Source organism: Arthrobacter sp. NPDC055138 (assembly GCF_053607305.1).
Map to the genome: position 1 here is coordinate 67,244 of NZ_JBSGTH010000001.1, position 24,453 is coordinate 91,696.

20 protein-coding genes and 1 tRNA gene are annotated in these 24,453 nt (G+C 67.5%); 9 read left to right on the top strand and 12 right to left on the bottom strand.

The window, feature by feature from the left end; all coding sequences use genetic code 11:
- The first annotated feature begins 115 nt into the window (after positions 1 to 115).
- On the top strand, positions 116 to 1,027 hold the full coding sequence (locus ACWF5H_RS00360) for a LysR family transcriptional regulator (protein ID WP_452034135.1): 912 nt from the start codon (positions 116 to 118) through the stop codon (positions 1,025 to 1,027).
- 250 nt (positions 1,028 to 1,277) lie between these two features.
- Here the strand turns inward: ACWF5H_RS00360 and ACWF5H_RS00365 are convergent, their stop codons facing one another.
- The gene (locus ACWF5H_RS00365) at positions 1,278 to 2,723 is read right to left on the bottom strand and encodes a glycosyltransferase family 2 protein (RefSeq protein ID WP_452034137.1); all 1,446 of its coding nucleotides are present in this window, start codon (positions 2,721 to 2,723) and stop codon (positions 1,278 to 1,280) included.
- Between the two features lie 24 nt (positions 2,724 to 2,747).
- Entirely contained in the window at positions 2,748 to 5,726 is a 2,979-nt protein-coding gene (locus ACWF5H_RS00370) for an FAD-binding and (Fe-S)-binding domain-containing protein (RefSeq protein WP_452034138.1), read from the bottom strand.
- Positions 5,727 to 6,188: 462 nt separating this feature from the next.
- Here ACWF5H_RS00370 and ACWF5H_RS00375 point away from each other — a divergent pair, with 462 nt between their 5' ends.
- Complete coding sequence (locus ACWF5H_RS00375) at positions 6,189 to 6,992, top strand: ABC transporter ATP-binding protein (protein WP_452034139.1); 804 nt, start codon at positions 6,189 to 6,191, stop codon at positions 6,990 to 6,992.
- Positions 6,989 to 8,374, top strand: a complete 1,386-nt coding sequence (locus tag ACWF5H_RS00380; RefSeq protein WP_452034141.1) for a permease — start codon at positions 6,989 to 6,991, stop codon at positions 8,372 to 8,374. The genes ACWF5H_RS00375 and ACWF5H_RS00380 overlap by 4 nt, the downstream gene beginning before the upstream one ends.
- Positions 8,375 to 8,488: 114 nt before the next feature.
- Here the strand turns inward: ACWF5H_RS00380 and thpD are convergent, their stop codons facing one another.
- The 5 genes from thpD to ACWF5H_RS00405 form a co-directional block, all read right to left on the bottom strand.
- A complete protein-coding gene (gene thpD, locus ACWF5H_RS00385) occupies positions 8,489 to 9,394 on the bottom strand; it encodes an ectoine hydroxylase (protein ID WP_452034142.1) in 906 nt (301 codons plus the stop codon).
- Between the two features lie 86 nt (positions 9,395 to 9,480).
- Positions 9,481 to 9,879, bottom strand: coding sequence for an ectoine synthase (locus tag ACWF5H_RS00390; RefSeq protein ID WP_452034144.1), 399 nt, complete (start codon positions 9,877 to 9,879; stop codon positions 9,481 to 9,483).
- A gap of 113 nt (positions 9,880 to 9,992) precedes the next feature.
- Positions 9,993 to 11,264: a diaminobutyrate--2-oxoglutarate transaminase gene (gene ectB, locus ACWF5H_RS00395; RefSeq protein ID WP_452034146.1), complete on the bottom strand. Its 1,272-nt coding sequence runs from the start codon at positions 11,262 to 11,264 to the stop codon at positions 9,993 to 9,995.
- A gap of 147 nt (positions 11,265 to 11,411) precedes the next feature.
- Positions 11,412 to 11,921, bottom strand: coding sequence for a diaminobutyrate acetyltransferase (gene ectA, locus ACWF5H_RS00400; RefSeq protein ID WP_452034148.1), 510 nt, complete (start codon positions 11,919 to 11,921; stop codon positions 11,412 to 11,414).
- A 613-nt stretch (positions 11,922 to 12,534) separates the two neighbouring features.
- Positions 12,535 to 12,607 (bottom strand) — tRNA-Lys (locus ACWF5H_RS00405).
- Between the two features lie 191 nt (positions 12,608 to 12,798).
- On the opposite strand from ACWF5H_RS00405, the gene ACWF5H_RS00410 reads away from it, so the two are divergent.
- From ACWF5H_RS00410 to ACWF5H_RS00420, 3 genes are all read left to right on the top strand, one after another.
- Positions 12,799 to 13,446 carry a hypothetical protein gene (locus ACWF5H_RS00410; protein ID WP_127513109.1) on the top strand — a complete coding sequence of 216 codons (648 nt, stop codon included), beginning with the start codon at positions 12,799 to 12,801 and terminating at the stop codon, positions 13,444 to 13,446.
- A 392-nt stretch (positions 13,447 to 13,838) separates the two neighbouring features.
- Positions 13,839 to 14,456, top strand: coding sequence for a DUF47 domain-containing protein (locus ACWF5H_RS00415; RefSeq protein WP_452034150.1), 618 nt, complete (start codon positions 13,839 to 13,841; stop codon positions 14,454 to 14,456).
- A complete protein-coding gene (locus ACWF5H_RS00420) occupies positions 14,457 to 15,467 on the top strand; it encodes an anion permease (RefSeq protein ID WP_452034151.1) in 1,011 nt (336 codons plus the stop codon).
- Positions 15,468 to 15,629: 162 nt separating this feature from the next.
- On the opposite strand, the gene pstB is transcribed toward ACWF5H_RS00420, so the two are convergent.
- The 4 genes from pstB to pstS form a co-directional block, all read right to left on the bottom strand.
- Positions 15,630 to 16,409 (bottom strand): phosphate ABC transporter ATP-binding protein PstB, encoded by a 780-nt coding sequence (pstB, locus tag ACWF5H_RS00425; RefSeq protein WP_127513112.1) that lies wholly within the window; start codon positions 16,407 to 16,409, stop codon positions 15,630 to 15,632.
- Between the two features lie 25 nt (positions 16,410 to 16,434).
- The gene (gene pstA / locus ACWF5H_RS00430; protein ID WP_452034152.1) at positions 16,435 to 17,550 is read right to left on the bottom strand and encodes a phosphate ABC transporter permease PstA; all 1,116 of its coding nucleotides are present in this window, start codon (positions 17,548 to 17,550) and stop codon (positions 16,435 to 16,437) included.
- Entirely contained in the window at positions 17,550 to 18,476 is a 927-nt protein-coding gene (pstC, locus tag ACWF5H_RS00435; RefSeq protein ID WP_452034153.1) for a phosphate ABC transporter permease subunit PstC, read from the bottom strand. Before pstC ends, pstA begins: the two co-directional genes overlap by 1 nt.
- A gap of 153 nt (positions 18,477 to 18,629) precedes the next feature.
- Entirely contained in the window at positions 18,630 to 19,742 is a 1,113-nt protein-coding gene (gene pstS / locus ACWF5H_RS00440; protein ID WP_364651657.1) for a phosphate ABC transporter substrate-binding protein PstS, read from the bottom strand.
- A gap of 275 nt (positions 19,743 to 20,017) precedes the next feature.
- On the opposite strand from pstS, the gene ACWF5H_RS00445 reads away from it, so the two are divergent.
- From ACWF5H_RS00445 to disA, 3 genes are all read left to right on the top strand, one after another.
- Positions 20,018 to 21,145 carry an FUSC family protein gene (locus ACWF5H_RS00445; RefSeq protein WP_452034155.1) on the top strand — a complete coding sequence of 376 codons (1,128 nt, stop codon included), beginning with the start codon at positions 20,018 to 20,020 and terminating at the stop codon, positions 21,143 to 21,145.
- A 29-nt stretch (positions 21,146 to 21,174) separates the two neighbouring features.
- Positions 21,175 to 22,542 carry a DNA repair protein RadA gene (gene radA / locus ACWF5H_RS00450; RefSeq protein ID WP_452034157.1) on the top strand — a complete coding sequence of 456 codons (1,368 nt, stop codon included), beginning with the start codon at positions 21,175 to 21,177 and terminating at the stop codon, positions 22,540 to 22,542.
- A gap of 105 nt (positions 22,543 to 22,647) precedes the next feature.
- Positions 22,648 to 23,721 (top strand): DNA integrity scanning diadenylate cyclase DisA, encoded by a 1,074-nt coding sequence (disA, locus tag ACWF5H_RS00455; protein WP_364651663.1) that lies wholly within the window; start codon positions 22,648 to 22,650, stop codon positions 23,719 to 23,721.
- Positions 23,722 to 23,738: 17 nt separating this feature from the next.
- Here disA and ACWF5H_RS00460 read toward each other — a convergent pair whose 3' ends face one another.
- Positions 23,739 to 24,368, bottom strand: coding sequence for a hypothetical protein (locus ACWF5H_RS00460; protein ID WP_452034158.1), 630 nt, complete (start codon positions 24,366 to 24,368; stop codon positions 23,739 to 23,741).
- Positions 24,369 to 24,453 lie beyond the last annotated feature (85 nt).

Here is a 24,453-nt window from a genome sequence, read left to right on the forward strand (position 1 = left end):
TCCTTTCAACTTAAGTGCATTGCCTGTTAAGGACCAGTATGGAACTAGACTTGGTGAAGAAAAAGCGATCTTTTCCGACCGGTAATCATCATTTTCTGTGATCAATGGAGCGCCCATGCTGGATGTCCGCAGGCTGCGGCTGCTGCGGGAGGTCAAGGTGCGCGGCACCTTGGCCGAAGTGGCCACCGCACTGAACCTGAGCCCGTCATCGGTATCCCAACAGCTGACGCTGCTGGAGAAAGAAGCCGGCGTGGAACTGCTGCGCAAGGCCGGCCGCCGAGTCCAGCTCACCCCGCAGGCGGAGATCCTGGTGGCCCACACGGAGTCGCTGCTGTCCCGGCTCGAACAGGCCGAAACTGACCTGGCCGCATCCCTGACCACTGTGACCGGAAGCGTCCGACTGGCGGTCTTCCAGTCCGCCGCCCTGGCGCTGCTGCCCGATGCGCTCACCGGCATGAGGCAGCTGTATCCGGAGGTGCGGATCGAGATGGTCCAGCGGGAACCGGAAACCGCGCTGTACGAGACGTGGGCGCGCGACTTCGACCTGGTGGTAGCCGAGCAGTACCCGGGCCATGCGGCGCCGCACCATCCCGAACTGGACCGCAAAAGGCTCACCACCGATGCCCTCCGCCTCGCCGTCCCGCCGGCCGGGCTGCCCGGCGGCGAGGCCCGCTCCCTCGAGGATGCCGGCGGCCTGCCTTGGGTGATGGAACCGCACGGGGCAGCGTCCCGGCACTGGGCTGAACAGGCATGCCGCCAAGCCGGCTTTGAACCGGACGTCCGCTACGAAACTGCTGACCTGCAGGCCCAGATCCGGCTGATCGAATCCGGCAATGCGGTAGCTTTCCTCCCTGATTTGGTCTGGAGCGGCCGGGGCACCAGCTGCCGGATGCTGGACCTGCCAAATCATCCCCGCCGGACCGTTTTTACCTCCGCCCGCCGGGCCTCCGCCAACCGGCCCGCCATTTTGGCGCTCCGGGAAGTTTTGGAGGAGACCGCAGGGAAGATCAGCGGCGACCGGACATAGCCGGCTAGCCCGGTCTCTACTCGGCGCTGGCGCGCCTCCATCGACCACCGAACAATCCCGGCGCGCCTCCACCGACCACCGGACAACCCCGGCAAACTTCCATCGAGAGCCGGTGGAGACCAAGCGAGCGCCAGCGAGCGCGTGGAGACCAAGCGAGCGCCAGCGAGCGCGTGGAGACCAAGCGAGCGCCAGCGAGCGCGTGGAGACCAAGCGAGCGCCAGCGAGCGCGTGGAGACCCCTGGCCCACCGGTCAGCGGCGCTGGTCCAGGCTGAGGTTGCCGTGAACCGTGGCGTAGACACGCAGGCCGCCGGAGGTTACCGGAAGCCCCTCCCCCGGCGCCAGGATCCGCCGCGGAGGCCCTTCCATGCCGTCCAGCCTCAGCTGCACGAACAGGTCCACCAACACGTTGCCCAGTCCGGCCAGTTCGGCCCGGGGCAGGACGGCACGGTACTCGCCGGCGTCGGGCTTGGCGTCAAAGGTGCGCGCCTCAGTCGTGCCGCGCCCGCGCGCGACCACCCGGACTGATTCGAACTCGGCTCCCGGTTCAAGGTGCAGACCGAACGCCACCGACTCTTCGTCCAGTTGCGGCAGCAGGGCGCGTACGGTCGGCTTCAGTGCTTCCTCGGTGGCTGCCAGCTTCAGCAGGCCTTCCGCATCCCGGGCCCGGACCAGCTCCGAGCGCTGCCGGAACGGGGAGTCCAGTTGCGCTTCCAGCCGCTCCGGGATGTACCGGTCCACGAAGCCGCCGTGGGCTTCAACCCAGCGCTTCCGAATACCGGCTGGCATCGAACGGTAGCGCGAGGGCACGTAGGTGCGCAGGAGTTTGCGCCGGTACAAATCCAATGCCAGCAGCTCGGCTTGATCGGCGTCGTCATAGTTCTCCGTGATGATGCGGGCGATCTCCGCCACCGAGCCGGTGTAGCTTTCCGGGATGGCCTCCTGTGAGCTGATGTTTGTACCGTCGTGCCGGGTGCGGATGAAGTAGTAGTCGTAGTCGGCCGCAATCGCATTTCGCCGCGAGGCCAGGTAGCAGCGGGTCAGCATCATGCCGTCTTCCAGCCGGACCTTGCCTTCCGGGAACCGGATGCCGTGGGTGTCCAGCAGCTCGCGCCGGATCAGCTTCTGCGGCGACAGCGTGCCCAGGATCTTCCGCACCGGAACATCGGGAACGGTCTCGGTGAAGAGCGAGGCCTGGACCCGCCGGCCGCCGATTCCGACCATCCGCGGCGCCAGCACATCCACCTGATGCCGGTCTGCGAAGGCCACCATGCGGCGCAGCGCCTCCACGCCCAGCTTGTCATCGGCGTCGCAGAAGAAGACGTAGTCGGACATGCCGGCGTTGATCCCCACGTTGCGCGGCTTTCCCGGCCAGCCGCTGTTCTGCTGGTGGATCACGCGCCAGTTTTGGTGCTTCGCCACGTACTCATCCAGCAGCTTGCCGCCGTCATCGGTGGATCCGTCGTCCACGGCCACCACCTCGAACAGCGCCGGGTCCATGTCCTGCGCCGCCAGCGAGTCCAGCAGTTCCTTCAGGTACGGCATCGCGTTGAACACGGGGATCACCACTGACACCCGCGCCGTCTGTGCACTGGCGCTCGGACCGGAGTCGCTCTCCCGCACGCGGACTTGGCCCGCCCGCGCCGCGTAGCTCTTCAGTCTGCGCTGGGCCCCCGCCAGCTTGTCCTTAATGGCCACGATGTCCCCTTTGATCGTTTGCCGTTACTGCATTCTGACACCGCACGCGCCATCCAGCAGTTGCGCCAGATGCACTCCGCGGCGGTCGGCCAGATCGGTGAGCTGGGTCCGGCAGGAGAACCCGTCGGCCAGCAGCACGGCCCCGGCTCCGGCCGCCCTGACCGCCGGCAGCAGCTGGGTCTCGGCGACCGCCACGGAAACGTCGTAGTGGCCGCGCTCCACGCCGAAATTACCGGCCAGGCCGCAGCATCCGCCCAGGCTCTGTACGTTCGCGCCGGCGTCCCGCAGCAGGTCCAGGTCGGTTCCCCAGCCAAGGACGGCGTGGTGGTGGCAATGCGGCTGGGCCACGATCTCCTCCCCCGCTAACGACGGCGGCGTCCACCCTTGGGTGCCCGCCAGCAGTTCTGCGAGGGTTCGGGTGGATTGGGCGACCGGAAGCGCCTTGCCGCCGAGCAGCTCCAGCGCATCGGAGCGCAGCACGGCGGTGCAGGACGGCTCCAGTCCCAGCACCGGCACGCCGGCGGCAGGGTAGCCGGCGAGCGCTTCGACGGTGCGGCCCAGGATCCGGCGCGCGGTGTCCAGCTGTCCGGTGGAAATCCAGGTCAGGCCGCAGCACAGCCGTTCGCCGGGAATTAGCACCTCGTAGCCGGCACGCTCCAGCACCCTGACGGCGGCTTGCCCGATCTCCGGCGAGAAGTGGTTGGTGAACGTGTCGGCCCACAACAGCACCGGCCCGTTCGGTGCCGCCGCAGGCGAGGGATCCCGGTTCCGGAACCAGTGGTCGAACGTCTCCTGCGCGAACTGCGGAAGTCCGCGCCGTGCATCCACCCCGGCCAGCCGTAAACCGGCACACCGCAGACCCGGGATCTTCAGCAGTCCATTCGCCAGCGTGGGTGCGAACGAGGCCAACCTTGCCCAGCGCGGCAGCCACCCGAGTGAGTAGTGGGACGCCGGGCGCAGCCGCCCGCGATAGCTCTGATACAAGACCTCGGCCTTGTAGGAGGCCATGTCGATTCCGGTCGGGCAATCGGAGAGGCAGCCCTTGCAGGACAGGCACAGGTCCAGCGCCTCATGCACCGAGGGCGAGCGCCAGTCCGGCGCCGCTTCGGCCGGTCCGCTGCTCCCGACCATTGCCCCGCCGACGCGAGCACCGCCGGGCCTGGCGCCGCCGTCGAAAGGCCGGGCACCGCCGTCGTCATCACCACCCGAGGCCCGCAGGATCATTTCCTGAAGCGCGCGGGCGCGGCCGCGGGTGGAGTCCTTCTCCTCCTTGGTGGCCGCGTAGGACGGGCACATCACCATGCCCGGCCGGGTTGCCGCGTCCGTCCGGCACTGGGCGATCCCGGTGCAGCGGTGGACCGCCCGGCCGAAGTCACCGCCGTCGTGCTGGTAGGAAAACCCCAGCGGAATGCGGACCGGCTTGGCCGCTGCGGTACGGATGTCCGCGTCCAGCGGCCGCGGGTCCACCAGCACGCCCGGGTTGAGCAGGTTGTCCGGGTCCAGGATGCCCTTGACCGTGCCGAACAGGCGGACGGCTTCCGGCGAGTAGATCCGCGGCAGCAGCTCGCCGCGGACCCGGCCGTCGCCGTGTTCGCCGGAGAGCGAACCGCCGTAGCGGGCCACCAGGTCGGCGGCGTCGCTCATGAAGGCGCGATACTCGGTGCGGCCGTCGGTTTCGTTGGGGCCGCGGTTGCCGAACGGGAAATCCAGCCGCACGTGCACGCAGCCGTCGGCGAAGTGCCCGTACGGGAAACCGCTGAACCCGTGCCGCGCCACCAGGTCGTCGAACTCGCGCAGGTAGGCGCCCAACCGTTCCGGCGGTACGGCTGCATCCTCCCAGCCGGAGTGCGCCGGCTCCCCGGCCGGCGAGCGCCCCGACAACGCGGAACCGTCCTCGCGGATCTTCCACAGCGCGGCGGCCTCGGCCGGATGATCCACCACCCGCGCAGCCACGGCCTCGGGCAGGCGGAGCAACCGGGCGGCGCGGTCCGCCACCTCGGCAGGGTGGTCGCCGGCCAGCTCCACGAACAGCCACGCGGCCCCGGCGGGCAGTTCCGGCACAAAGCCCGGCCCCTTCCTCCTGCGCACCACGTCCACAATCCGCCGGTCCAGCCCCTCACACGCAGTCGGCGCAAGGGCCATTACCTCCGTCACCATGTCGGCGGCGGTGCCGATGTCGGGAAAACCGAGCGCCACCATCGTCTTGTGCGCCGGGTCCTTGACCAGCCGCACCCCCGCTTCCAGCACGACGGCGAGGGTCCCCTCGCTGCCCACCAGCGCCTTGCGCAGGTCAAACCCCTTCTCCGGCAGCAAGTGCTCCAGGGCATAGCCAGAGACCTGGCGTCCGAAGCGGCCGAACTCCGTGCGCAGCGTCTCCAGGTGCCCGGCGGCCAGTTCGCGCAGCGCCCCGGTTTCCGGCGTGTCCGGGACGCGGTTGCCGTCCAGCCGGAGCCGGCGGCCGGAACCGGTGACCAGTTGGAGGTGCTCCACGTTGTCCACCGTGCGGCCGTAGGCAGGGGTTCGGGCGCCGCAGGAGTTGTTGCCGATCATCCCTCCGATGGTGCAGCGGGTGTGCGTGGACGGGTCCGGCCCGAACCGCAGTCCGTGGGCCAGCGCCATCCGCTGCAGCGTGGTGTGGACGGTGCCGGGCTGCACAGTGGCCGTGCGGGCCTCCGGGTCCAGCCGGAGCACTCGGTTCATGTGGCGGCTAAATTCCAGCACCACGCCGGGGCCCACCGCATTGCCCGCAATGGATGTGCCGCCCCCGCGGGACGTGAGCGGGACGCCGGCCTCGCGGCAGGCTGCCAGCACCGCCAGCACTTCGTCCACATCGTGCGGGAAGGCCACGGCCGCCGGCCGCACCCGGAAGAGCGAGGCGTCCGACGAGTAGACATCCCGGGTAGTGGCGTCGGCCCGGACGTCCGCCACCCCGTTCCGCCGCAGCACCTCGAGCACCCTTGCCGCCGCAGCGCTGTCCACCGCAGCCCCGTCAACCGTCTGCATGCGGCTCACCCTACCGACCGGCACCTGCGGTGTCTGCCCCCTGGGGCGGCCGGCTTGGCCCTCACGCTTCAGCCAGGCCGCCGATGCGTGCGCCGGGCGTGTTCTCGGGCCGGCCGGGCTGGTCGGCAGGCATGTACGCTATACGCCACATTGGCCCGCAGGTCTCACCGGCCATGGCGCAATTGCGGAAACTCCGAGCCGATTTCCCCGCTGGTGCGGGTTGCGTGGTGACTCCGGGTCCGCAATGTGGCGCATAGCGTACAGTCCGGCGGGGCGCAGCCGGGACGCCGCTGACGGTGGGGACCGGGCGCAGACGGGACGGACCGGGCGCAACGGGTACGGGCGGGGCGACGGCGCAGACGCGAAGGCCGGAGCGGCTCCACCCCGGGTATGAGCCTCGAGCGGCAGGTTTCAGCCTTCGGCCCGAGGCGCCGGCAGCGCCCGGGCCGCGACGATGGAATCATGAACGAGAACCGCGACTTCACTCCGGCCCCGCCGTCCACACGTACCTCTGCGGCCGGCTTCCTGGGGCACCCCAGCCACCCGCCGGTGCTCAGCGCCCGCAATCTCACCAAGAGCTACGGCCCCGCCACCGCGCTGGCCGGGCCCTCGCTGGAGATCCGGGCCGGCGAGTCCGTGGCCATCATGGGCGCCTCCGGTTCCGGAAAGACCACGCTGCTGCACGTGCTGGCCGGCATCATCCGCCCGGACAGCGGGCAGGTGCACCTGAATCTGCCCGGCCAGAGCGTTCAGGTGGAAGCCCTCGCCGAGTCCGCCCGGTCCAGGCTGCGCCGCGAGGCCTTTGGCTTCGTCTTCCAGCAGGGCTTGTTGATTCCGGAACTGAACGCGTTGGAGAACGTGGCGGTGGCGCTCATGCTGAACGGCACGCCCCGCCCGGCGGCCGAGCAGGCTGCCGCCGAATGGCTTCGGGCGCTGGGCCTGGGCGGGATGGAACGGCGCCGGATCGGCGAGCTCTCCGGCGGGCAGGCGCAGCGGGTTGCCATCGCCCGGGCCCAGGTGACCGGCGCGGGCGTGATCTTCGCCGACGAACCCACCGGGGCGTTGGACTCCGCAACCTCCGCGGACGTGATGCAAGTGCTGCTGGAGTCCACCATCGGCGCCGGGAGAACCCTGATTGTGGTGACGCATGACGACGGCGTGGCGGCCAGTTGCGGTCGCGTACTCACCATGCGGGACGGACGGCTGACCGGCGATAGTGCCGGCGGCGTGATCGCGGCAGGCCTGGCCCAGGGCGGCAACCGATGACCACTCCCGCAGCCTCCCCGGCCTCGCCCGCGGTGCCGGATGTGCCCCGGGGCGGAAGCACTGCCGTCGTGCCCTGGAAATTGGCGTGGCTGCTGTCCCGCCCGGGCAAATCCGGCGGCGGCACCGCCGTGCTGCCGATGGTGGCGTTCGGGCTGGTCACCACGCTGCTGCTGACCGTGCTGGCCGGCGCGCTGTCCTTCCTGCGCTGGCAGGACGAACTGGCGTTTCTCCAACAACTCCTGGCGGTGCTGGCGCTGATCCTGCTGGTCTTCCCGCTGCTGACGCTGGGCGGTTCGGCGGCCCGGCTCTCCGCCCGGCGCCGCGACGACCGGCTGGCCACGCTGCACCTGCTCGGCGCTACCCCGGCCACGGTTGCCGGCATCACCATCATCGAATCCACCGCGCTGGCTGCCTCTGGCGCCGTGGCCGGGGTTGCCGGCTACCTGATGCTCGGCCCGGCTGTGCAGCTGATCCCGTTCCGCGGGGAGCCGATCGGCGGCGCCTACTGGCTGGGCCCGCTGGCCGTGCTTGCCGTGGTGGCCGGCGTGGTTTTGCTGGCCGCCATCAGCGCTGCAGTGGGCCTGCGCAAGGTGGTCATATCGCCGCTGGGCGTGCGGACCCGCCAGGCCCCGGCGAAGATGCATTGGCTGCGCGCGCTGCTAGCCGCCGTCGTTGTGCTGGCCGGCTTCATCGCGATGAATGCCGGCTACGCCTCCACCGCCGTGGCGGTGGCCTGCGTGCTCGGCGCCTTCGCCGCCGGACTGGCGGTGCTCAATCTCGTTGGCCCGTGGGCGGTGGCGGTGATGGGCCGCCGGCAATTGCGCAAGGCGGCGACGGCGGAGAAACTGCTGGCCGCCCGAAGCATCCTTGAATCCCCCAAGGCCGCCTGGCGGCAGGTCTCCGGGCTGGCCATGACCAGCTTCGTGGCCGTGTTCGGCGGAACCGGCGTGGCCATGACGGATGGTGCCCCCGGCCCGGTCTCGGGTCCGGAGCAGTTCCTGTCCGGAGACATCCGCACCGGCATCCTGATCACCATCGTCGTTTCGTTCGTCATGGTGGCGTGCTCGGCCGGGGTCAATCAGGCGGCGGCGGTTTTGGACCGCGCGGACCTGTACACCAGCTTGGACCGGCTGGGCATGCCGCGAAAAACCATGGACGCGGCCCGGACCCGCGCCGTGATGCTTCCGCTGGTGCTGGTTTCCCTCGGCTCCGCCGCGGTTTCCTTTGTCCTGATCTTCCCGCTGGCCGGGATGGCCCTGGTGCTGGCACCGTTGTCCATCCTGACGATCGCCGGCTGCCTGGGCGCAGGCATCCTGCTGGTGTGGGCGGGTCTGCGCACCACCCGGCCGGTGCTGGGCAAGGTGCTGGCCGCCGGAGGCTGAGCGGCGGGGCAGATGGCATTGAAGAGGTGGCGGCCCGCCTTCCGCAGGTGTCCTGCGGAAGGCGGGCCATCGCCGTCGTTAGCTGCCTCTCAGTCCGCTAACGGCGCGCCGGTGCTAGCTGCCTGCCGGGGTGAATTCCCGGGCGCCAATGTAGTCCGGGCGCGGGTTCTTGGCGGCGAAAGGATCCACCGCCGTGTTTTCCACACTGTTATACACAAAGAACAGGTTGGAGCGCGGGTACGGCGTGACATTGCCGTTGGAGGCGTGCATGCAGTTGCAGTCGAACATGGTGGCCCCGCCGGCTTTGCCTTCCATCACGTCGATCCCGTAGCGGTCGGCGAACTCCCGCAGCGTTTCCTTGTCCGGGGTCCCGGCGCCCTGCATCACCAGCGACTGCTTGTAATTGTCGTCCGGCGTCGCTCCTACACAGGAGATGTACTCCCGATGCGAGCCGGGCATGATCATCAGCGGACCGTTGTAGGAGTAGTTGTCCGTGAGCGAGATGGAAATGGACACTGTGCGCATGCGCGGCAGCCCGTCCTCCGCGTGCCAGGTCTCGAAGTCGGAGTGCCACATGAACTCCTTGCCCTCGAAACCGGGCTTGAAGTTCACCCGGGACTGGTGGATGTAGACGTCGGAGCCCAGCAACTGCTTGGCCCGGTCCACCACGCGCGGATCGTTGGCGATCTTCGCGAAAACCTCGCTGAACTTGTGCACCTCGAAGATGGAGCGCACTTCCTGGCTTGTGGCTTCGACCACGCAGCGTTCGTCCGCTCGGACGGCCGGATCCGCGGCGAGCCGGTCCAGCTCCGCCTGGTACGCCTTCACTTCCTCGGGCGAGATCAGCTCCTCGATGTTGAGATAGCCCTTTTCCTCGAAACCGGCCAGCGTGGCGGCGTCCATGGGGCCCGACTCCGCGGTTCCCCAGACGACCTTGTCCTGGCGGGGTTGCACGCTCGCGGTGCCTGCTGATCGTGTCGGATAGAGGTCAACACGGCTTTGTTCTGCGATCGCAGTCATCTTTATCCTCCTCGTGGGTTTATTTCCTGGGCTGGGTGCGGAAAAGCCCGGCCGGCATAGTGCCGACCGGACCTCCTGCTGCCGCTCTAGTGGGCCGGATCAGCCTCGACGAGCGGGTACACGCCGTTCTCGTCGTGGACTTCGCGGCCGGTGACGGGCGGGTTGAACACGCAGGCCATCCGCAGCTCGGTGGCGGCGCGGACGGTGTGCTTCTCGTGCCCGTTCAGCAGGTACATGGTGCCGTCGCGGAGGTCGTGGACCTCGCCGGTGACCTCGTTGGTCAGGGTGCCTTCGCCCTGCACGCAGTAAACGGCCTCGATGTGGTTGGCGTAGTGGAACGTGGACGTGGTGCCCGCGTAGATCACCGTGTCGTGGAAGGAAAAGCCCACGCCTTCGCCGGCCAGCACCATCCGGCGGCTCCGCCAGGTCTCCGACTTCACGTCGCGGTCGGTGTCGTTCAGGTCGTTCAGGTTGGTAACAATCATGGGTACTCCTCGGTGTTGATGGTCAGAAAGCTGTTGGTACGGGCGGCGGCGGGCCTGCCCGTTGCGGCGGGCGCGGTGGCGCGGCCCTGCCGTTTCAGGGCCCCCGGCTCCCGCTAGTGGGCCCCGGCCAGTTCCGGAACCGCGGTGACGGCACGGGTGGCCTCGATCAAGATGTCCAGGCCGCGGTCCAGATCTGCCGCGCTGATGGTCAGCGCAGGCATCAGTTTCACGACTTCGCTCTCCGGCCCGGAGGTTTCCACCAACAGCCCGTTTTCGTAGGCCTCGGCGGCAATCCTGCCGGCCGTCTCGTCGTCGGCAAACTTGATTCCCGCCAGCATTCCCCGGCCGCGCACGCTGGCGCCTTCCACCGAGGCGGCGATCCGTTCCAGGCCTTCGTGCAACTGGGTGATCCGGGCCTTGACCTGCTGCTGGAAGTCACCGGTCCGCCAGTAGGTCTCCAGCGCCGCCGTCGCCGTGACAAACGCCGGGTTGTGGCCGCGGAAGGTGCCGTTATGTTCGCCGGCGTCCCAGACGTCCAGCTCAGGACGGAACAGGGTCAGCGCCATCGGCAGGCCAAAGCCGGAGATGGACTTGGACAGGCAGACGATGTCCGGGGTGATGCCCGCTTCTTCGAAGCTGAAGAACGTGCCGGTGCGCCCGCAGCCGGCCTGCACATCGTCCACAATCAACAGGATTTCGTGCTTTCGGCACAGCTCGGACAGGCCGCGCAACCAACCGGCGCGGGCAGCATTGAGGCCGCCTTCGCCCTGGACGGTCTCCACGATGATGGCCGCCGGCTTGTCCACGCCGGAGCCGCTGTCTTCGAGCACGCGCTCCAGCCAGAGGAAGTCCGTGGTCTCGCCGGAGAAGTAATCGTCGTAGGGGATCTTGGAGCTGTTGGTCAGCGGGATGCCCGCGCCGCGGCGCTTCATCGAGTTGCCGGTCACCGAAAGCGAGCCCAGCGTCATGCCGTGGAAGGCATTGGTGAAGGACAGGATGTGCTGGCGCCCGGTCACCTTGCGGGCCAGCTTCAGCGCCGCCTCAACGGTGTTGGTGCCGGTGGGGCCGGGGAACATCACCTTGTAGTCCAAGTTGCGCGGCCGCAGGATGACGTCCTGGAAGGTCTCCAGGAACTTCCGTTTGGCCGGAGTCTTCATGTCCAGCGAGTGGACTACGGCGCCGCTGGCCAGGTACTCCAGCAGCGGCTGCAGCAGCTCCGGGTTGTTGTGCCCGTAGTTGAGCGCGCCGGCTCCGGAGAAGAAGTCCAGATAGGTGCGGCCGTCCTCGGCGGTCAGGCTGCTGCCCTCGCCGCGGGTGAACACGGCGGGCCAGCTGCGGCAGTAACCGCGGACCTCGGACTCCAGGGTTTCGAAAATGTCAGTCATAAAACGCTTCCTTCCTCAGTGCGGCCGCGGACGCTCCCGGGTACGGGGCAGCGCCACAGCAACCGCAGGTCGATTCGTGCGGATGTGCGTTGGTGCAGATGGTGATGGCCGGCGTGCGGTGCGCAGTTGGCTGGACGCCGGCGGGAATTAGTTGAGCGGGCCGATCCGGTACAGGTACTCGGTGTCGTGCCCGTCCGGGTAAAGCTCTGCGGTGAACAGCGGCTCGCGTTGAATCGGCGCCTCACGGCGCGACGCGAAGCCGGCGAACAGCCGGATGGAGGCCTCATTGTCCGCAGTAATGGTGGTTTCCACGCGTTCAGCCTGCACTTGTCCGGCCAACCGGTCCAGCATCTCGGCGGCCAGCCTGCGGCCGCGGAATTCGTAGCCCACGGCGACCTGCCACACCATCAGCGTGCCGGGTTCGTCGGGCCGGATGTAGCCGGTAATGAAGCCTGCCGGCTCGCCGTCCACCGTGGCCATCATCGACGTCTCGGCGAAGTCCCGTGACCACAGCAGATAGGAGTAGGACGAGTTCAGGTCCAGGACCTGTGAGTCCTTGGCCATGCGCCACAGGGACTGCCCGTCATTCAGGGTTGGTTTGCGGAATTTTGCTTCGATCCTCGGTATGGACTGGGGTTCTGCTAGTTCTTCAACCATCCCTTCAAACCTAACGAGGATCGAGGCGTTATCAACCGGCATCCCGCCGATTTGACACCGAATGCGGCCGGATCCGTGATGGGTCCAGTCTGCGCTCAGCCCGCCCGATCCCTTGTGCCAGTTGCCCTGCAGCGGAATGACGACGGCGGTGTCCGCCACTCGATTTTTTGTTATCATTTCGTGACATACAGCGTGTGACGGGCCGCTCACCCCCTTGGCCAGAACGGCTACCAGAGCGCCCTACAAACCGTTACGTGGAGGGTCGGGCGGTTCGTCACCGGCACATCGGCAACAGCCAGGTCCGTGAGCGAAATGACCGGCTCGAGGGGGCCCGGCCGCAGCCCGGTTGGTACACGACGGCCCACCGGCCGAGGCAAGGCATGTGACCTGGGCCGGCGGGCGGCCCTGCCGCACGGCCGCATCCGCCGGGGCGCTGTCCACGTTTTGACGCGCACCCCGGCATCACCGCAGGTCAGCGGTCTGTGGATAGCCAAAAGCTGGACAGTTAGGCCTGAACCTGGACAGATCCTGCCGCCGGGCGGGAATCGAGCGCCGGCGGGCAAAGAAAAAGCGGCTCCGACCGGCGACATCCCGGTCGAAGCCGCTTTCGCGGTGGGCCCTGCGGGGATCGAACCCGCGACCCGCGGATTAAAAGTCCGATGCTCTACCAACTGAGCTAAAGGCCCGCCAGCCTATTCCGTCCGTCCCGGTGAAGACCGGGACGTGGGCGGATTTGGCCGGTTCACAGTTTATCGCACCCACTGCCGCGCATTCGAATCCGCCGTGCCGGCCGTGGCGTTGGCCGTGCTTCCACCTGCCACCGCCCCGGGACACCGCCTCCCTGTACCGGCGTCAGAGGCGGGAGTAAGGTCGTGGCATGAGCCCGAACAACGGAAATGACGTCCCCCGGCCGCACAAGCCGAAGCCCTTTGCCCCGTTGGATTTTGAGGACTTCGCCGGCGGCGCCGACCCCGCACGAGTCTCCGAGGCTGCCCATCTGGCAGCCCAGGCTTTGGTGCACCGGGGCCGCGGCTCCGACGATCCCGAGATCACCAAGCGCCTGGTCAAACTCGCCGACCAGCAGGGGCTCGAGGCGATAGCCGAAATGTGGTCGGAGAGCCCGGCCAGGTCCCTGCCCGGCGCGCTCTGGCGGCTCTACGCCATCCGCGCCGCGGTGCAGTCCCATCCGGACAAGCTGGCGGCCTTCTTCAAGGCGGGCACGGCATCTGCTGAAGTGTCCAAGGTGATCGCGGGCGTGGCCGAGCCGCCCGGCGCCGACGAGGTGCGCACGATGGCCGACACGATCCTGTCCGGAGCCTTCGACGGCGACTTCGACGTTGCCTTGGACCGGTCCGCGGCCTTTTGCCGCATCGTCGCCCTCGGCCAGACCCATCACGCCGACTCGGCCGAGCCGTCCAACGAGAATCACGCCACCAAGCTGACGCTGAGTTCGCACCGACTGGTGAAGACTGCTGAGGACCTTGAGGCGGCGGCCGCCGCTTGGCGCCGCGACGAACTCGACTGACGGCCGGAAGGCCAGCGCGCGTACCCAGACCGAACGCTAAATCCGATAGGAATCCCCTGCCCGCACACCTTGACAGTGGGGCCCTTCGAGGGGGTCAAAACTCCGCGAATCGGGCCTAAATATGACGCGCGCGCGTACCACAAATATCCTCAGTTGACACGTTTTTCCCCGGTTTTTCGGGGCTGTTGACATCGGCACTGAGGCGTAGAAAACTGAAGGTGGTGTCGAACCGTGGCAGCCCCGGGCTCCAACTTTTAGCCGCCTCGAGCGGCCTTCCGCCGAGAGGCGCTCCCGGTTCGGCACCATTAATCTTGTTCACCCAGAGGCGCTAATCTAGGCACGGCGGATGCTTCCCTTCCGCCGTTCGGACCACTGAGAAAATCGCCGGTGACATGAAGTTAAGCCTCTTCCCGCAGGACACTAAGAGCCTGGAGTTGCTCGCCCAGACGGCCGCCGAGCTCATGGCAGGAGTGAAGACCCTCTCGGAGATCCTCGGGGCACCCGCAGACGACTACGACAAGCTCTCCGAAGAGCTGCACGACAGGGACTCCAACGTTTCGCGCCTGCTCTTCGCGCTGCTCACCAACCTGCGCACCAGCTTTGTGAATCCCCTCCCGCGCGAGGACATGTTCCAGCTCTCCCTGCATCTGGTCAACACCTTCGAACACCTCGACGCGGCCGCCGAACTGATCGCACTGAACCAGGTCAAACGCCTGTCCCCTCGGGCCTCCGAACAGCTGGAAGTCATCGGGCGGATGTCGGAGATGACCAGGGAAGCCATGCCCCGGCTGAACTCCCTGGAGGACCTGGACGAGTACTGCATCGAGATGATCCGGCTGGCCAAACGGGCCGAACGCACCCACCGGGTGTGGGTGTCGGAGCTGTTGTCGGACCAGAAGGGTGCCACCTTGGCCCGGCACCGCGACGTCGCCGACCAATTGGTAGCTGCCACCAAGACCCTGCGCCAGGCGTCCCACCATGTGGGGCAAATTCTGGTCAAGGAATCGTAGGTGGAGCTTGTCCTGCTGGTGTTGGTGGTCGCATTCGCCGGCTGCTTCGCGTTCATCAATGGCTTCCATGACGTCTCCAATGCCGTAGCGACGGCGGTGCGCACCCACGCGCTCACGCCGCGCATCGCCGTCGTTCTGGCTGCCATCTGCAACCTCGCCGGCGCCTTGATTTCCAGCACGCTGGCCCTGCTGATCAGTACCGGCTGGATTGGCCTGCCCGAGGGGCGCACCGGACTCGCCATCTTGCTGGCCGGACTGCTGAGCGCCAGCGCCTGGGGAGTGTTCACGTGGTGGCTGCGGATGCCGTCATCGTCCACGCATGCGCTGCTCGGCGGCCTGGTGGGGGCCGGAGCGGCATCCACGATTCTGGGCGGGGAGAACATCAGCGCCACCGAGAATCCGATCTGGGCCGAGTTGGTGCTGCCGCTGCTGCTGTCCCCGCTGGTGGCGTTCGCATTGTCCTACCTGGCCATGGTGCCGCTGACCTGGCTGTCCCGTTACCGGACGCCTCGCGAGGTGGGCCGGACCACCAGGCTGGCCCAGGCGGTCTTTGCGGGGACGTTCTCGCTGGGCCACGGCCTGCAGGACGGCCAGCGCACGATGGCTGTGGTGCTGCTGGCGCTGGTCGCGGCCGGCTATGCCTCGGGCGAGCAGATGCCCATCTGGGTGCAAGTCTTCGCCGCGGTGCTGCTGGCGGTGGGCACACTCTTCGGCGGCTGGCGGATCTCCCACACCCTAGGGTCCCGGCTGGTCCGGATCGACCCATTACACGGAGCCGCCGCGCAGGGCGTCAGCTCCGCCATGCTGTTCATCGGCGCCATCGGCCTGCACATGCCGCTCTCCAGCACGCACACAGCGACGTCATCCATCCTGGGCGCGGGCGCGAGCCAGAAGCTGCAGGCGGTGCGCTGGCGGGTTGCCATCCGCGTCCTGGCCACCTGGGTGCTGACCCTGGTGGTCACCTCGCTGTTGGGCGGCATCCTGCTGCTGGCGCTGGATCCGGTGCTCTGACCGGCAGCCAACGGCCGCTGTGCGTCCCCGCCACGGCACTGCGGCACTGATTTGCCGCTCGCACCGGCCCGCGGGGCCTCCGTGGCGTATAGGACCCATCTAAACCACGGCGGCGGTGCCTCCCGCGCGTGGGGAGGCACCGCCGGCGTACTTACTGGGGGTTTATCCGAAGCGGCCGGACACGTAGTCCTCGGTGGCCTTCTCGGTCGGGTTGCTGAAGATGGTCGGCGTATCGCCGTATTCGATCAGCTTGCCCGGCTTCCCGGTGCCGGCGATGTTGAAGAACGCGGTCTTGTCGGACACGCGGGCCGCCTGCTGCATGTTGTGGGTAACGATCACCACGGTGTACTGCGTCTTGAGTTCCTCGATCAGGTCCTCAATGGCGAGCGTGGAGATGGGATCGAGTGCCGAACACGGCTCATCCATCAGGATCACCTGCGGGGAGACCGCGATGGCGCGGGCGATGCACAGGCGCTGCTGCTGGCCGCCGGAGAGGCCGGATCCGGGCTTGGCCAGCCGGTCCTTGACCTCGTTCCACAGGTTGGCGCCGGTCAGCGACTTCTCCACCAGCGCGTCGGCGTCGGACTTGGACATCCGCTTGTTGTTCAGCTTGACGCCGGCCAGCACGTTGTCGCGGATGGACATGGTGGGGAACGGGTTGGGGCGCTGGAAGACCATGCCGATCTGGCTGCGCACGGTCACCGGGTCCACGCCCGAGCCGTAGAGGTTGTCGCCGTCCAGCAGGACTTCGCCCTCCACCCGGGCGCCGGGCAGCACCTCGTGCATCCGGTTCAGCGTGCGCAGGAAGGTGGACTTGCCGCAGCCGGAGGGGCCGATGAAGGCCGTCACGGACCGGGCGTCGATGTTGATGTTGACACCCTCCACCGCGCGGAAGTTGCCGTAGTAGACGTTCAGGTCCTTGACGTCGATGCGTTTGGACATGGGGTTCCTTCTCTTTGGTTCTGGCTCAGCGGCCGGTCTTGGGGGCGAAGATGCGGGCGATCAGCCGGGCAAGCAGGTTCAGCAGCATCACGAAGATGATCAGGATCAGCGCCGCAGCCCAGGCACGCTGCATGCTGGGTTCCACGTTGGTGGGCGAGGTGGGGTTCATCAGCTGCCGGTAGATATAGGTGGGCAGGGTGGTCATCCAGCCGCCGAACACATTCCAGTTGATGCTGTTGACGAAGCCGGCGGTAACCAGCAGCGGGGCGGTCTCGCCGATGATGCGGGCGATGGCCAGGGTGACGCCGGAGGCAATGCCGGAGATCGCCGTCGGCACGACCACCTTCAGGACGGTGCGCCACTTGCGCACGCCCAGCGCGTAGGAGGCCTCGCGCAGTTCGTTCGGCACGATCTTGAGCATCTCCTCGGTGGAGCGGACCACCACCGGGATCATCAGCACGGAGAGCGCGACGGCGGCCACGAAGCCGGTGCGGGTGCTCGGCCCGAAGATCAGGCCGAACAGTGCGGCGGCGAACAGGCCCGCAACGATCGAGGGGATGCCGGTCATCACGTCCACGAAGAACGTAATGCCGCGCGAGAGCGCTCCGCCCCTGCTGTATTCGACCAGGTAGACCGCGGTGAGCAGGCCGATCGGGACCGAGATGATGGTGGCCCACATGGTGATCAGCAGGGTGCCGATGATGCCGTGATAGGCGCCGCCGAGCACCTCGGTTCCGTTGGCTACGGTCTCGTTGTCCACCATGCCGGTCATGCCGTTCATGGACGTGAAGACGAGGTTGTAGCTCAGTCCGGCGATGCCGTTCTGCAGCACCGTCCAGATCACCGAGATCAGCGGCACCACGGCAATGATGAACGCCGCGAAGATCAGGTTGGTGGCGAACCGGTCCTTGGCCTTGCGGGCGCCCTCCACCGAGAGCGTGACCACGTAGCCGGCGATCACGAAGATCACGGCCGAGAGGAGTGCCCAGGAGACCAGGCTGAAACCGATCAGCGAGGAGACCGCCGCGCCGAGGATGAGCGAGCCTGCGGCGACCGCCCAGATGGCCCAGCCAGGCAGCTGGTTCTTGGTGAGGGTGTTGCGTTTGACCGGTGCGGGGGCTTCAGTGAGCATTTTGGACATTAGTTGGCTCCCGAGAATTCCTTGTGCCGGCTAATGATCCAGCGGGCGATCATGTTCACGGCCAGGGTGATGAGGAACAGCACCAGGCCGGCGGCGATGAGTTCGGACAGCCGCAGACCGTAAGCTTCCGGGAAGTTCAGGGCGACTTCCGCGGCAATGGTCTGGTTGCCCGACTTGATCAGGCTGGCGATCAGCCCGCCGCCGGACAGGACCATGGCAACCGCCATGGTTTCGCCCAGCGCGCGGCCCAGTCCCAGCATCACGGCGCTGATGACGCCCGGGCGCGCGAACGGGAAGACGGCCATCTTGATCATTTCCCAGCGGGTAGCTCCCATGGCCAGCGCAGCCTCCTCGTGGAGTTTGGGCGCCTGCAGGAAGATCTCGCGGCTGAGCGAGGTGATGATCGGCAGGATCATCACGGACAGCACGATGCCGGCCGTCAGCATGGTCTTGCCGGTCTGGCTGGCCGGTCCTTCGAAGATCGGGATCCAGCCGGCGTTCTCCGCCAGCCAGGTGTAGGGGCCCACCAGTGCCGGCGCCAGGACCGCAATGCCCCACGCGCCGTAGACCACCGACGGGATGGCCGCCAGCAGGTCAACCACGTAACCCAGGCCTTGGGCGAGCCGGCGCGGCGCGTAATGCGAGATGAAGAGGGCAACGCCCACACCCACCGGGGTGGCCAGCAACAAGGCGATGGCTGCGGCGATCAGGGTGCCGATGACGATGGGCCAGATGTAGGCCCAGAAGCCGTTTCCGCCGGAAATCGCGGAAGGGTCGGCCCCAAACGTCGGCAGCGCCTGCCAGAGCAGGAATGCCGCCACGCAGAACAGCACGAAGAGGATCAGGCAGCCTGCGGCAAGCGTCAGGCCTGAAAAGACCTTGTCGCCGGTCCGGCCTCTGCCTGTCTCGGTCAATGTTTGGGACACTTCACAACCCTTCGGGTTCCTTCTGCACTTCGTCTGGCTGTTCTGCCAGTCTTGCTGGTTCGTTTCGCCCCGGCAATATTGCCGGGCCGGAACACGGCTGCGCCCCGCGCGTCAAATTGCGACGGCGCGGGGCCAACCGGACTTCGATAAGGACTAGGACTTCACCGAGATGGAGTCGATAGCCTTCTGTGCCTGCTCGCGCAGGGTTTCGGAGATCGGTGCGTTGCCGGCCGAGTCCTGGGCTGCCTGCTGTCCTTCTTCGCTGATCACGTAGCTGCCGAAGGCCTTGACCAGGTCAACGGTGTTCTGATCAGCATAGGTGGAGCAGTAGATGTGGTACGAAACCAGCACGATCGGGTAGGCACCCGACTCGGTGGTGTCGCGCTTGAGGTCCAGGGACATGTCCACGTCGCTGCGGCCCTCAACCGGGCTGGCCACCTCGACGGCCTTGGAGGCTGCCTCGGCGCTGAGCTCGACGTATTCTTCGCCGACCTTGACCTTCACGGTGCCCAAGCCGCCCACTGCGGAAGCGTCGGCGTAGGTGATGGCGCCGTCGGTGGAGGTAGTGGTGGAGACCACGCCGGAGGTGCCCTGCGCGTTCTCGGCCTGCAGCTTGGCGGGCCAGTCACCGGAGACCTCGTCGGTCCAGACATCGCCGGCGGCGGCGGACAGGTACTCCACGAAGTTCTCGGTGGTGCCCGACTCGTCGGAGCGGTGCACCACGGTGATGGCGGTGTCGGGCAGTTCGACGCCCTCGTTCTGCGAGGCGATGGCCTCGTCGTTCCACTTGGTGATCTCGCCGCGGAAGACTTTCGCGATGGTCTCGGCGTCCATGTTCACCGAGTCGACGCCTTCAAGGTTGAAGGCAACGGCGATCGGGGAGACGTAGCCGGGGAGGTTCATCGCACCGTCCGGGCCGCAAACTTCCTGGGCCTGCTTCCACTCTTCGTCGTCCAGGTAGGCGTCCGAGCCGGCGAACTGCACGCCACCGGCGAGGAACGCGTCGCGGCCGGCGCCGGAGCCGTCGGGCGAGTACTGCACGTTGGCTTCGGGGTTCTTGGCGGTGAAGCCGGCCATCCAGGCCTGCATGGCCGAATCCTGCGAGGAAGCACCGGCACCGGACAGGGTGCCGGAAACGGTCGACGCGGAGTCGGTGCTGCCGGCAGCTGCCTGGTTTCCGGTGGCGTTGTCGGAGCCACATGCGGTCAGTGCCAGTGCTGCAACGGAGAGGACGGCGGCCGCGCGGCCGATGCGAATTGCCTTCACGAGTATGGTCCCTTTCAGGGTGAGAACGGATCACGACGACCGGACGTTTTCCGCCCCCGTGTCGTGCTCCTTCGACGCTATGGGCGCCACGTAAAGAATGTGCACGACTAAAGTGAACGCAAAGTGAACAAGGCGGGACCGTTTGCTAACGAACCGCGCGCATGGCTTGCCTTCGTGAGCAGGCTCATACTATGGACCCGGTTTGGCCGGGCCGCGGTCCGGCCAAGCGGGCGCGGTCCGAAAGAATCGCCGATCCGCCCACCTAGACTGGGAGCATGAGCGCAGGCACCCGGTTGGTACAGGCCCGGTCGTTCCTGCGCAGGCGGGGACGTGCCGGCTACAGCCGCAGCAAATCCTCGTTCATGTCCGCGCTGCGGATCACCTTATGCGCGGTCGCCGCCTACGTCTTCGCCGAAAAGGTACTGGGCCACGAGGGCCCGCTGTTCGCCGCCACTTCCTCCATCATTGCGCTCGGTTTCGCCAAGGGACCCCGGGTCCGCAAAGTGCTCGAGGTCGCCATCGGCTGCACCCTCGGCATCACCGTCGGCGACCTGCTGCTGCATTTCCTCGGGCCGGGCATCTGGCAGGCGGCCCTGGTGCTTCTTGTCTCCATCCTGCTGGCCAGATTCCTGGACAGCGGCAGCATCTTCACCACCCAAATGGCGCTGCAGTCGGTGCTGGTGGTGCTGCTGCCCGCGCCCGCCGGCGGGCCCTTCACCCGCAGCCTGGATGCCGTCATTGGCGGCGCCTTCGCGCTGATTGTGACCATGTTGATTCCCGGCGACCCGCGCTCGGAACCACGCTCGGGCCTGCAGAAACTCCTGGATGAACTCTCCGCCGTGCTGCGCGAGTGCTCGGATGCCTTGGCCAAAAGCGACCCCACCAAGGCATGGCACGCGCTGATCCGGGCGCGGGCCAGCCAGCCGCTGATCGACGAGGTGCGCGGCAGTTTCTCCTCGGCCCGGGAAGTTGCCCGGATCTCCCTGGCCTACCGCCGCCATCGCGACGAGGTGGGGGACCTGCAGGATTCTGCCGAGATGGCGGACCTGGCCATGCGCAACAGCCGGGTGTTCTCCCGCCGGTTGACATCCGTGATCAACCATGCGGCCATGACGGACGAAGCGATCGAGGCCTTCTCCGAAATACTCCAGGAAACAGCCGACGCCGTCGAAATCCTTGCCGAGGGCCTCTCCGACCGAGATCCCGGGGCACGCGAACGCCGGCTCTCCGGGGCCAGGAACGACCTGGCCGAGATCGCCACCCGGCTGCACCCCAAGCACCTGGGCATTGCCACCATGGAGGGGGAGAGCCTGGTCTTGGTCTTCCGCCCGCTGATGGTGGATCTGCTCGAGGCCGCCGGGCTCAGCCACGACGACGCCGCGTCCTACCTGCCCAGACTCTGATTGTCCGAGCCCCCGGCTACGCTGGGTGCATGAGCACCAAGACCCGTTCCAAGGCCCCCGCCTACCGCTGCGCCGAGTGCGGCTGGAGCACGGCCAAATGGGTGGGTCGCTGCGGCGAGTGCCAGGCGTGGGGAACGGTTGAAGAGGCCACGCCGGTGGCGGCGCGCACCACCGCAGCCGCCGCGGTCTCCCGGCCGGCCGAACGGATCGCCGACGTCGATGCCACGAACGCCGCCTTCCGCGCCACCGGGGTGGGGGAACTGGACCGGGTGCTCGGCGGCGGCTTGGTGCCCGGTGCGGTCATCCTGCTGGCCGGCGAACCCGGTATCGGCAAATCCACGCTGCTGCTCGATGTTGCAGCCCGGGTGGCCCGGCAGGACCGCGACGTGTTGTACGTGACCGGCGAGGAATCCGCGGCCCAGGTCAAGCTGCGGGCCGAACGGATCTCCGCTGTGGCAGACAACCTCTACCTGACCGCCGAGACGGACTTGGGCATTGCGCTGGGCCACGTGGAACAGCTGCAGCCGTCGCTGTTGATCGTGGATTCGGTCCAGACGCTCAGCAGCAGCGCCGTGGAAGGGGCTGCCGGCGGCGTGACGCAGGTGCGCGAGGTCGCGGCTTCGCTGATCAACGCCGCCAAAACCAAGGGCATGACCACCATCCTGGTGGGGCACGTGACCAAGGACGGCTCCATCGCGGGGCCGCGGCTCCTCGAACATCTGGTGGACGTGGTGTGCCAGTTCGACGGCGACCGGCATTCGCGCCTGCGGCTGGTGCGTGCGGTCAAGAACCGCTACGGTCCCACCGACGAGGTGGGCTGTTTCGATCTGACGGAGGCCGGCATCGAGGGGCTGACCGACCCGAGCGGCCTGTTCGTCTCCCGCACCAAGGATCCGGTCTCCGGCACCTGCATCACGGTCACGCTTGAGGGCCGCCGGCCGCTGGTGGCGGAAGTTCAGGCGTTGCTGGCCGAGACCTCCAACGCACAGCCGCGGCGTGCCACCAGCGGGTTGGATTCTTCCCGCGTGGCGATGATGATGGCCGTGCTGCAGCGCCGCGCCTCCATGTCGCTGCACAAGGACGACAGCTACGTGGCAACGGTGGGCGGGGTCCGGCTGGGCGAACCGGCCACCGACCTGGCCACCGTACTGGCCATTGCCTCAGCCAAAACCAACCAGCCGCTGCCGGCGCAGTTGATCGCCTTCGGCGAGGTTGGGCTGGCGGGCGAGGTGCGGCCCGTCCCCGGTATCGGGCGGCGAATCCAGGAGGCCGAACGGCTCGGATTCACGCACGCGATCGTTCCGGCTTCGCCGGATGGAACGGGCCAGGTTCCGGCCGGATTCACGGTCAAGGAAGTACACACCGTCTCCGAAGCGCTGTCCACACTGTTCCGCTGAGCATCCGGGAGAAAGGATAGCCAAGATCCGGCACTATCATGGAGCCTGAGGCTGTCCGGACGGCGGCCCCGCACCCATGCCCGCCTGCCCAAAGGAAACTCCCACATGGTCAAGAGCCCCGAGGACGCCCTCAAGGCGACCCTGGCCCGTGTAGCTCCGGGAACCCAGCTGCGCGACGGGTTGGAACGGATCCTCCGCGGGCGCACCGGCGCGCTCATTGTGCTCGGGTACGACCAGCAGGTGGAAGAGATCAGCAGCGGCGGGTTCGACATCGGGATCGAGTTCTCGCCCACCCGGCTGCGCGAACTGGCGAAGATGGACGGCGCCATCGTCTGCGATAAGGACGCGGGGACCATCGTCAAGGCCGCGGTGCAGCTGGTCCCGGACCCTTCGATTGCCACCCAGGAGTCGGGCACCCGGCACCGGACTGCCGAACGTGTGGCCATCCAGACCGGGCTGCCGGTGATCTCGGTCAGCCAGTCCATGCAGATCATTGCACTGTATGTGGAAGGCATCCGGCACGTTCTGGAGGGCTCCGAGCCGGTGCTTGCCCGCGCCAACCAGGCGCTGGCCACCCTGGAGCGCTACCGCGCCCGGCTGGACCAGGTCACCGGCTCGCTCTCCGCGCTGGAGATCGAGGCCATGGTCACCGTGCGGGACGTGGCAGTGACCCTGCAGCGGCAGGAAATGGTCCGCCGCATCTCCGACGAGATCTCCCAATACGTGCTCGAGCTCGGGGTGGACGGCCGGCTCCTCTCCCTGCAACTGGATGAGCTGACGTCGGGGCTGGGCCCGGACAGTGAAATGATCCTGCGCGACTACGCGGAAATCAAGGGCGGCATCGACGTCGACACCGCTCTGAAGACCCTGCGCGGTTTCACGTCGAACGATCTGATCGATTTGGGCAGGGTGGCCAGCGTGATTGGCATCCAGCCCGGCCAGGACTCCCTGGACGCTGTGGTCCAGCCCCGCGGCTACCGGCTGCTGGCGGGGGTCAAGTCCGTACCGCGGGCGGTAGCCGACCGTTTGGTGGATCACTTCGGCGGCCTGCAGTCGTTGATGGCGGCCAACATCGACGATCTGATGGCCGTCGACGGCATCGGCGAGCAGCGGGCACGCGTGATCCGCGAGGGCCTGTCCCGGATCGCCGAAACCAGCCTGCTGGACCGGTTCCTCTAGGTTCCGGTGCACGCTTACTAACGCAGTTCGAACACGGTCTTCTTGCTGGATTTCTTATCCAGCTTGGTGGTCAGGACATAGGTGCCCGGCTGCGGGTTGGCCTCCACCGAGGTGCAACCCGGCGCGGTCCGGTTCCGCTCCCAGGTAAAGCGCGCCTGCTCGCTCTTGCCCGGCTCAAGGGTCATCATCAACGGTTCGGCGTCCACCTGGCAGTCCGTGGAGGAGAAAATCCGATCGTCGCCGCTGGTGACCAAAAATTCCATCGCGTCGGTGCCGACGTTGACTTCGCAGGGGCTCTTGCCCTTGTTCGCCACTTCCAGAATCAGCGTGGGGTTCTCCCCGCTCCCGTAAGCCGGGGCATCGGTTTCGGCACGCACGACCACGTCCGAGTCCTCGCAGCCCGCCGTGGCTGCGGGGCTGGCCACAGGCGCGCTGGGCGCTGCTGCCGCTTCGGCCACCTCCGCCGAGGCGTCGTCCCGTCCCGCTCCCACCAGGCTGGCGAGCCAGAATCCGGCGGCCACGATGGCTGCCACCACCAGCACTGCCAGCACCAACACCACCAGGCGCCGGCGGCGGTAGACCGCAGGGCTGGGCCGCCGGACGGATGAACCCTGTCCGCGCCCGCCGGATGTGCCGCTGCCTGCCATACCTCAAGGTTAGGAGACGGCATCGTCCGGCGCAGTCAGCACCACGCCGAGCAGTACAGTATTGGTTGATCACATCGTAGGAGTT